This is a genomic window from Kitasatospora sp. NPDC057223 (genome assembly GCF_042669755.1).
GTDB lineage: Bacteria > Actinomycetota > Actinomycetes > Streptomycetales > Streptomycetaceae > Kitasatospora.
The window spans coordinates 1-7,833 of record NZ_JBHUWW010000169.1 but is presented as its reverse complement, the minus strand read 5'-3'; the positions used below and the strand labels follow the sequence as shown (position 1 = coordinate 7,833).

The following is a 7,833-nucleotide window of genomic DNA, read 5'->3' as shown; positions in this document are numbered from 1 at the left end:
GTGGGCCTGCTCGTAAATAACACCCCCGGCCCGCGGCCGCCCACCCCGGGGGCGGCCGGGGGGGGGGGTGCCGGGGGCGGCCCCCCGGGGGGGGGGGGGGCCCCCCGCGCCAGGTCAGGCCAGTTCGGCGGTCAGCGTGATGGTCGTGCCCGTCAGGGCCTGGCTGACCGGGCAGTTCGCCTTGGCGTCCTCGGCGGCCTTCACGAAGCCGGCCTCGTCCAGCCCCGGCACCTCGCCGACGACCGTCAGGTGGATGCCGGTGATGCCGGTGCCCGGCTGGAACGTCACGTCGGCCGTGGTGTCCAGCTTGGTGGGCGGGGTGCCCGCTCCGGCCAGGCCGTGCGAGAGCGCCATCGAGAAGCACGCGGAGTGCGCGGCCGCGATGAGCTCCTCGGGGCTGGTCTTGCCGTTCGCCGCCTCGGCGCGCGACGGCCAGGAGACGGGGAAGGTGCCGATGCCGGAGGAGGCGAGGGTCACCTCTCCCTTGCCCTCGAGCAGGTTGCCTTCCCAAGCGGTGCGTGCGGTGCGCGTGGTTGCCACGATCGGTTCCTCCAGTGCTGAAGCGACTGCTGATCGGTTACGTCCGGCCATGCCGCGCCCAGCCTACGGGGCGTCCGCCCGTTGCCGGGGGCGGCGCCCGCACGTCTTACACGGCGTCATATCCGCCATCCGCCCCTTTTCGGACACGGCACCCGTCGTGGCGCCACGAGCCTCGCCGGCCGTCCGGGGCGCCGCCACAGCTCGTGCAGCACCCGTCCGCAGGCACGTCCGCATCGCGGACAGATGGGTCAAATAATGGGAGCCGGTCGGGGCCGCCCTGTTAGATTGGCCCGGGCCCGGGCCGGTCCGCGGACCCTCCGCAGACGTACCGGGTGCCCGCCCGCCCGCACAGCCCCGGAGCCGAACCCGATGACGGACCACGCCACGAACCCCGATCCCGGTACCACCGACGGGATCGCCGAAGACGTCCGGGCGGAGCTGACCAGCCTGCGGGAGAGCATCGACAACATCGACGCCGCCGTGGTCCACATGCTCGCCGAGCGCTTCAAGGCGACCCAGCGGGTCGGCCGGCTCAAGGCCGAGCACAAGCTGCCCCCGGCCGATCCGGCCAGGGAGCGCGACCAGATCGCCCGGCTGCGGACGCTGGCGGCCGGTGCCCACCTGGACCCGGTGTTCGCCGAGAAGTTCCTCAACTTCATCATCGCCGAGGTGATCCGCCACCACGAGGCCATCGCGCGGGCCTGAGGCCGGGTATCGGCGGCCCGCACGGCGGCCGGTGTCGGCTGCCGGTAAATGTCCGATTTCGTGGCGCCCGACGGTTGGCGTTAGCGTGCTGTCTTCCCGGGTCGGCTGATCCGGTGGATCGCGGAGCCCAGGCCAGTCAGGGTGCGGGGCGACGGCCGCGGTCCGGAGAGGCGGTTCCGCGATGGCTTCGGCGATGGCACAGGGGTGGCAGCAGCACGCCGGCGGCCCCGGGGCGGGCCCGATGACCTCGGACGCGGCCCCGGCCACCAGGGGAGGCCGCCGCCGCAGGACCGGCCCCGCCGAGGGCCCGCGCCGTGCCCGCCGCGGTGCCGGACGCGGCACGCGCCGCCGCCGCTGGCCCTGGTGGGCGGAGCTGCCCGTGATGGTGGTGGTCGGCCTCCTGGTGGCGCTGACCATCAAGACCTGCCTGTTCCAGGTGTTCACGATCCCGTCGGGGTCGATGGAGAACACCCTGCGGATCGGTGACCGGGTCGCGGTCAACAAGTTGTCCCCGCTCTTCGGCTGGGAGCCCGCCCCGGGCGAGCCGGTGGTGTTCAAGGACCCGGGCGACTGGCTGCCCGCCCAGCCCGTCAGCACCACCAACCCGGTCGCCGGTGCGGTCGGCGGGGTGCTGAGCTTCGTCGGCCTGGTGCCGCCGAAGGACGACAACTACCTGGTGAAGCGGGTCATCGCGACCGGCGGCCAGACCGTCCAGTGCTCGGGGACGACGCTGACGGTCGACGGCGCGCCGGTCAGCGAGCCGTACCTATACCCCGGCGACGACTCCTGCGCGGGCCTCGACTTCGGCCCCGTCACCGTGCCGGCGGGCCACGTCTGGGTCGAGGGCGACCACCGCAGCGACTCCGCCGACTCCCGGTACCACCAGCGCGAGCCGGGCGGCGGCGCGGTGCCGGTGTCCAACGTGGTCGGTCCGGTCGCGGCCGTGGCGTGGCCGCTCAGCCACCTCGACTGGTTCGGCTGGTCCGGCCACTGACCTGCGGTTCCCGGCCGGCCCCGGCCGCCGGGGGCGCCGGCGCCGGGGGTGCGGCCGGCTTGCGGCTCTGGGCGGCGAACGCCCCGGCCAGCACCAGCAGCCCGCCCGCGATCTGCGGCGCGCCCAGGTGCTCGCCGAGCAGGACCCAGGCCAGCACGGTGGCGATGACGGCCTCCAGGTTGGCGACCACCCCGGCGACCGGCGGGGACAGGTGCCGGACGGCGACGACCCCGGTCAGGTACGCCAGCACGGTCGCGACCAGGATCATCCAGGCGGCCGGGAGGACGGCCGGCAGCGCGTGCCCGTTCATCACGACGTCCCCGCCCAGCGGGCTCCAGTCGGCGTTCCACGGGCGGGTGACGCCGGTCAGTACGACGGCGCCGATCAGCAGTCCGAACGCGCTGACCGCGACCGGGTCGACCGGCCGGTCACCCTGGCTGCCCGCGTCGGCCAGCACGAAGTAGCCGACCTGGCAGCAGGCGGCGCCGAGCGCGAACAGCACGCCGATCGCGTCGAAGCTCAGGCCGTTCCACACCTCGACCACGCAGGCCAGCCCGGTGACGGCGACGCCCGCGCCGAGCGCCGCGCCGCGGCTCACGGGCCGGCGCTGGACGAACCTGACGTAGCCGAGCAGCAGCGGCGGGCCCAGGTACTCGATCAGCAGGGCGACGCCCACCGGGATCCGGGAGATCGCCGCGAAGTAGCAGGCCTGCACGCCCGCCACCGCCAGCAGTCCGAAGCCCAGCAGCAGCGCGGGCCGCTGCCGGACGGCGGCGCGGTGCCGGTACGCCAGCGGCAGCAGTACGAGGGCGGCGCCGGTCACCCGCAGCCACACCACGTGCAGTGGCGAGAGCCCGGCCTCGATGAGGGGTTTGGCGGCGGTGCCGGAGCCGCCGAAGGCGAAGGCCGAGACCAGCGCGAGGGTCAGGCCGAGTGACCTGCCCGACGGGCCGGGCGGGGGTGAGGGTGAACTGCGCATCGGGGCATTGTGCCAGTCGTCGGGCCGCTTCGGTAAGGTGCCACTGCTGGTTTCACTCCTCACGGGATTCTTGCCGACGGCCCGCTCACCAGCCGTTACGCTGCGGCTATCCGTCTCCCGGGCCCGGTGCCCCCGCCGCCGGGGCGACGGACGCGCCGGAGGCGGGAGCCGTCGCCGTCGGGCCGGGCGCCGTGCTCGGAGCCGTGGTCGGCACCCTGGTCGGCGCCGAGGAGGGGGACCGGGTCGGTGCCGGGCTCGGTGTCGGGTTCGGCGCGGGCTCGGTCGCCCCGGGCGAGGCGGCGGACCCGCCCCGGCCGGCCGGCGCGGAGGAGCCCTCACCGGGGACGGTGGCGGTGCCGGTCGGGCCGGCGGAGCCCGTACCCGGGTCGGTGGCCGGGGCCGAGGCCGTCGCGGACGGCGAAGGGCCGGCCGAGGGGCTGCCGAGCGGCTGGTCGGAGGCGTCCGTCCCGCTGGTGGCGAAGTCCGTGACGGGCTGGCCCTTCAGCGCGGCCTTCATGTAGGCCGTCCAGATCTGGGCCGGGTACTGCCCGCCCGCCGCGCCGCTCACCCCGCCGGTGCCGTCCAGGCTGACCTGGGTGCCGGTGGCCGGGTCCTGGCCGAACAGGGCGACCGAGGTGACCAGCTCGGGGGTGTAGCCGACGAACCAGACCGACTTGTGGTCGTCCGTGGTGCCGGTCTTGCCGGCCACCGGCCGGTCGAGTGCCTGGGCCCGGTAGCCCGTGCCGCCCGGGTCGTCGACGACGCCCTGGAGCATCGAGGTGACCCGGTTCGCCGTCCCCGTGCTGACCGCCTGGGTGACGGCCGGGCCGGCGATCGGGACGTGCTCGCCCTCGGCCTCCACCGACTGCACCAGCCACGGGGTGATCTGCCGGCCGCCGTTGTCGAGCGTGGCGTACACGCCGGCCATGTCGAGGACGCTGGGCGTGGCGACGCCCAGCGGCACGGACGGCAGCGCGGCCAGCCCCGGGGTGTCGGACGGCAGGCCGAGCCGGACGGCGGCGTCCCGGACCTTCTCCAGCCCGGTGTCCTGGGCGAGCTGGGTGAAGACGGAGTTCACCGACCAGTCGGTGGCCTGCTGCAGGGTGACCTGGCCGTAGTCCTTGCCGCCCTCGTTCGGCGCCGCGTACGGCGTCCCGGTGGCGCCGCGCACCTTGCGCCCGCTGGTGCCGTCGTAGACCGTCCGCGGGCCGATCGTCTGCCCGGACTGCGTCTTCGCCCGGCTGTCCAGGGCCGCGGCCAGGGTGATCGCCTTGAACGTGGAGCCGGCCTGGTAGTCGCGCCGGGCCGAGTTGTCGACGTAGTGCTTCGTGTAGTCGCTGCCGCCGTAGAGGGCGACGATCGCGCCGGTCTTCGGGTCGACCGAGGCCGCGCCCGCCTGGGCGGCGGCGTCGGCCGTGCGGGTGTCCGGCTTCAGGTTCGCGGTGAGCTGGCTCTGGACGGCGTCCTGAAGGGCCTGCTCGCGGGCCGGGTCGATGGTCAGCTTGACCGTGTAGCCGCCCTTGGCGAGCGCCGCCTCGCTCACGATGCCGTGCGAGGTGAGGTAGTCCTTCGCCGCGTTCACCAGGTAGCCGGCCTGGCCGCTCAGCCCGGGGGCCGCCTGCGGCGCCCTGACCTCGGGGAAGGTGGTCGCGGCCCGCTCCTCGGCGGACAGCCAGTTCTCCTTCACCATGCCGTCGAGCACGTAGTTCCAGCGGTTCAGCGCGTTCTGCTTGCCGGTGGCCGTCGCGGTGGAGACGTCGTAGGCGCTCGGGGCGTTGAGCACGGCCGCCAGGTACGCGCCCTGGGCGGCGGTCAAGGCGGAGGCGTCGACGCCGAAGTAGGCCTGCGCGCCGGCCTGGATGCCGTACGCGCCGCGCCCGTAGTACGAGGTGTTGAGGTAGCCCGCGAGGACGTCGTCCTTCGTCTCGGTCGCGTCCACCTTGATCGCGATGAACAGTTCCTTCACCTTGCGGGTGACGCTCTGCTTCTGGCTGAGGTAGGTGTTCTTCACGTACTGCTGGGTGATCGTGGAGCCGCCCTGGGTGCCCTCGCCCTTGGCGGTGTTGAACGCGGCGCGGGCCAGGCCCGGCACGTTCACGGCGCCCTCGTTGTAGAAGTTGCGGTCCTCGGCGGCCAGCGCGGCGTGCTGCGCGGCGGGGGAGACCTTGTCCAGGCCGACGTTCTGCCGGTTGGCCTGGCCGGTCCGGGCGATCAGCGAGCCGTCCTGGTAGAGCCAGGTGTTGCTCTGCGCGGTCGCGGCGGCGTGCGCGTCCGGCACCTGCACCAGGGCGATCCCCAGCGCGAAGGCGCCGGCCCCGAGTATCAGGGTGAGCAGCAGGCCGCCCAGCGTCATCCGCCAGGTCGGCAGCAGCCGTCGCAGGCCGGTGCGCCGGGGGCGCTTGCCCGGCCGGCTGCTCTTCGGGCCGGTCCTGGTCGGTCGGGTCTTCGGCGGGGGCGCAGTGCGGCCGCTCCGTGTCGTACGTGGCAAAGCGGCGGGCCTTTCCTGCGGCGGACCGTGCCAGCCTGCACAGACGGTCCTGTAAAGAGTTAGGGACCTTTGTCCTGTTTTTGCCCGATGTGGCGGCTCTCACGTACCGGCTGTCGCGCCGTCGGCCCCCGAAAGCGCCGACCCCCGCAAATGCCGGAAGCGCCGCGAACGCCGGAAGCGCCGCGAACGCCGGAAGGCCCCTCGCTCTCGCGAGGGGCCTTCCGGTTGTCTGTGCGCCGCCAGGGACTCGAACCCCGGACCCGCTGATTAAGAGTCAGCTGCTCTAACCAACTGAGCTAGCGGCGCCTGTCTGACCCCGAGAACAATACACGCTCGGTGGCGGCGCGACGAAACGCTCCCCCGGGCCTGCCCGGGTTCATCCGAATGACTGCGGTTAGGGTGGAATCGTTCCCGGCCATGACGCCACGACGGGGGAGGACCGCCATGACACCGCACTCCGCCGGCTCGCGCTTCCTCCGCATCGACGGCCTGCCCCTGCACGTGCGCCGCGAGGGCAGCGGCCCGGTCTGCGTGCTCAGCGGCGGCCTCGGCAGCAGCTGGTTCGACTGGGACCTCGTCGTCCCGCTCCTGACCCCGTACCGCACGGTGGTCCGCTTCGACCGCCCCGGCCTCGGCCTCAGCGCCCCTTCCCCGCACGCCCCGACCGCCGCGGGCGAGGCCGAGCGGATCCGCCGGGTGCTGGACGCGCTCGGCCTGACCGGCCCCTGCACCGTCGCCGGGCACTCGCTCGCCGCCTTCCACGTGGAGGCCTTCGCCCGGCTGCACCCCGAGCGCACGGCCGGCCTCGTCCTGCTGGACGGCAGCTTCGAGCCCGACCCGAGCCCGCTGCCCGCCCCGGCCCTGCGCGACCTGACGGCCCGTACCGCCGCCGGCCTGGCCACCGCCCTCGCCGTCCCGTACCTGTTCGGGCCCGCCGCCCGCCGGCTCGCCGCCCGGGAGAACACCGTGTGCGGCGAGGATCTCGCCCCCGCCGCCCTCGTCCGGCGCTGCTACCGGACGGGCCGCTCGCTGCGCGCGGCCCTGCGCGAGAACACCGGTTACCTGGACGTCGCCGCCGAACTCGCCGAACTGCGCAGGCACACCCCGCTCCCCGCCGCCCCCGTCACCGTGCTGGCGGCGGACGACGGCCGCGACGACCCCGCCACGCACCGCCGGCTCGCCCGCCAGCGCACCCTGGCCGGGCTGCTCGGCGCCGAGTTCCGCACCGCCGTCCCCGCCGGGCACCTGCTCATGTTCGACCGCCCGGACTCGGTGGCCCGGGCCGTCCTGGACAGCGCGTGAGACCGGCCGCGCTACGAGCCGCCCGTGCTACGAGCCGGTCGCGGCGGCGTCCGAGCCGAGCACCCGCTTGACGGCCCGCGCGATCGGCAGGTCCCGCGCGAGCACCCGTACGGCCCGCCGCAGCTGCTTGTTCTCCGGGCCGGGGTAGAGCCGCCGGTCCAGCCGGGCCACTCCCACCAGGGCGGCCAGCTGGCGGTCCCGCTCCACCGGGCCCGCCCCGCCGGGCACCGGCAGTACCGAGGCCCGCAGCCGTCCCGCGATCTGCTGCGCCACCTGCGGCGTGGTCGCGCTGAAGCGCCGGTAGGGGACGACTCCGAGCAGGCGGCGCCGCTCGACGCGCACCGCGCCCTGGCCGGCGAGCGTGTGCAGGCAGGCCGTGACGGCGCTGCGGGGCACCCGGCGCACGGCCCGGTCCAGGCCCGGCGGCCGGCCCTTGCGGGCGCGGCCCAGTTCGGCGAGCACCCCGGCCGCCACCGGGTCGTGCTGCCCGAGCGGCCGGTATCCGGTGATGTGCCGGCCGTCCACGCTGATCGCGCCGGTCACCAGCAGCTCCGCCAGCACACCGCCGGCCAGCACCCGGTGGAACGTGGAGGGCGTCCTGATCCGCCCGTCCCGCGGGTCGGCGTGCAGGAGCAGCAGCTCCTCGGGCACGGTGCGGCTGTCGGTCCGGTCCACCGGCGTCCCCTCTCCCGGGTCCTGTCCTGCGGCTGGTCTGCCCCCGCCCGGAGTACGCGCAAACGCCGGAAGGCCCCTCGCCGTCGCGAGGGGCCTTCCGGTTGTCTGTGCGCCGCCAGGGACTCGAACCCCGGACCCGCTGATTAAGAG

At 74.8% G+C, this 7,833-nt stretch carries 7 protein-coding genes and 1 tRNA gene; 3 read left to right on the top strand and 5 right to left on the bottom strand.

All coding sequences use genetic code 11. From position 1 onward, the window contains the following. Nucleotides 1-114: 114 nt before the first annotated feature. The gene (locus ACFUK0_RS35960; protein ID WP_380257493.1) at nucleotides 115-540 is read right to left on the bottom strand and encodes an OsmC family protein; all 426 of its coding nucleotides are present in this window, start codon (nucleotides 538-540) and stop codon (nucleotides 115-117) included. 369 nt (nucleotides 541-909) lie between these two features. On the opposite strand from ACFUK0_RS35960, the gene ACFUK0_RS35955 reads away from it, so the two are divergent. Together ACFUK0_RS35955 and lepB are read left to right on the top strand one after the other, a co-directional pair. Beyond that, entirely contained in the window at nucleotides 910-1,245 is a 336-nt protein-coding gene (locus ACFUK0_RS35955; protein ID WP_380257491.1) for a chorismate mutase, read from the top strand. 181 nt (nucleotides 1,246-1,426) lie between these two features. Then, on the top strand, nucleotides 1,427-2,239 hold the full coding sequence (lepB, locus tag ACFUK0_RS35950; RefSeq protein WP_380257489.1) for a signal peptidase I: 813 nt from the start codon (nucleotides 1,427-1,429) through the stop codon (nucleotides 2,237-2,239). Here the strand turns inward: lepB and ACFUK0_RS35945 are convergent. The 3 genes from ACFUK0_RS35945 to ACFUK0_RS35935 form a co-directional block, all read right to left on the bottom strand. Continuing rightward, nucleotides 2,202-3,218: a DMT family transporter gene (locus ACFUK0_RS35945; protein WP_380257487.1), complete on the bottom strand. Its 1,017-nt coding sequence runs from the start codon at nucleotides 3,216-3,218 to the stop codon at nucleotides 2,202-2,204. The two genes, lepB and ACFUK0_RS35945, sit on opposite strands and share 38 nt — an antisense overlap. Nucleotides 3,219-3,324: 106 nt before the next feature. After that, nucleotides 3,325-5,706: a transglycosylase domain-containing protein gene (locus ACFUK0_RS35940; RefSeq protein WP_380257485.1), complete on the bottom strand. Its 2,382-nt coding sequence runs from the start codon at nucleotides 5,704-5,706 to the stop codon at nucleotides 3,325-3,327. A 232-nt stretch (nucleotides 5,707-5,938) separates the two neighbouring features. Beyond that, a tRNA-Lys gene (locus ACFUK0_RS35935) sits at nucleotides 5,939-6,012 on the bottom strand. 138 nt (nucleotides 6,013-6,150) lie between these two features. Here ACFUK0_RS35935 and ACFUK0_RS35930 point away from each other — a divergent pair. Continuing rightward, nucleotides 6,151-7,008 carry an alpha/beta fold hydrolase gene (locus ACFUK0_RS35930; RefSeq protein WP_380257483.1) on the top strand — a complete coding sequence of 286 codons (858 nt, stop codon included), beginning with the start codon at nucleotides 6,151-6,153 and terminating at the stop codon, nucleotides 7,006-7,008. A 27-nt stretch (nucleotides 7,009-7,035) separates the two neighbouring features. Here ACFUK0_RS35930 and ACFUK0_RS35925 read toward each other — a convergent pair whose 3' ends face one another. Next, nucleotides 7,036-7,683: a GPP34 family phosphoprotein gene (locus ACFUK0_RS35925; RefSeq protein WP_380257481.1), complete on the bottom strand. Its 648-nt coding sequence runs from the start codon at nucleotides 7,681-7,683 to the stop codon at nucleotides 7,036-7,038. Between the last annotated feature and the right edge of the window lie 150 nt (nucleotides 7,684-7,833).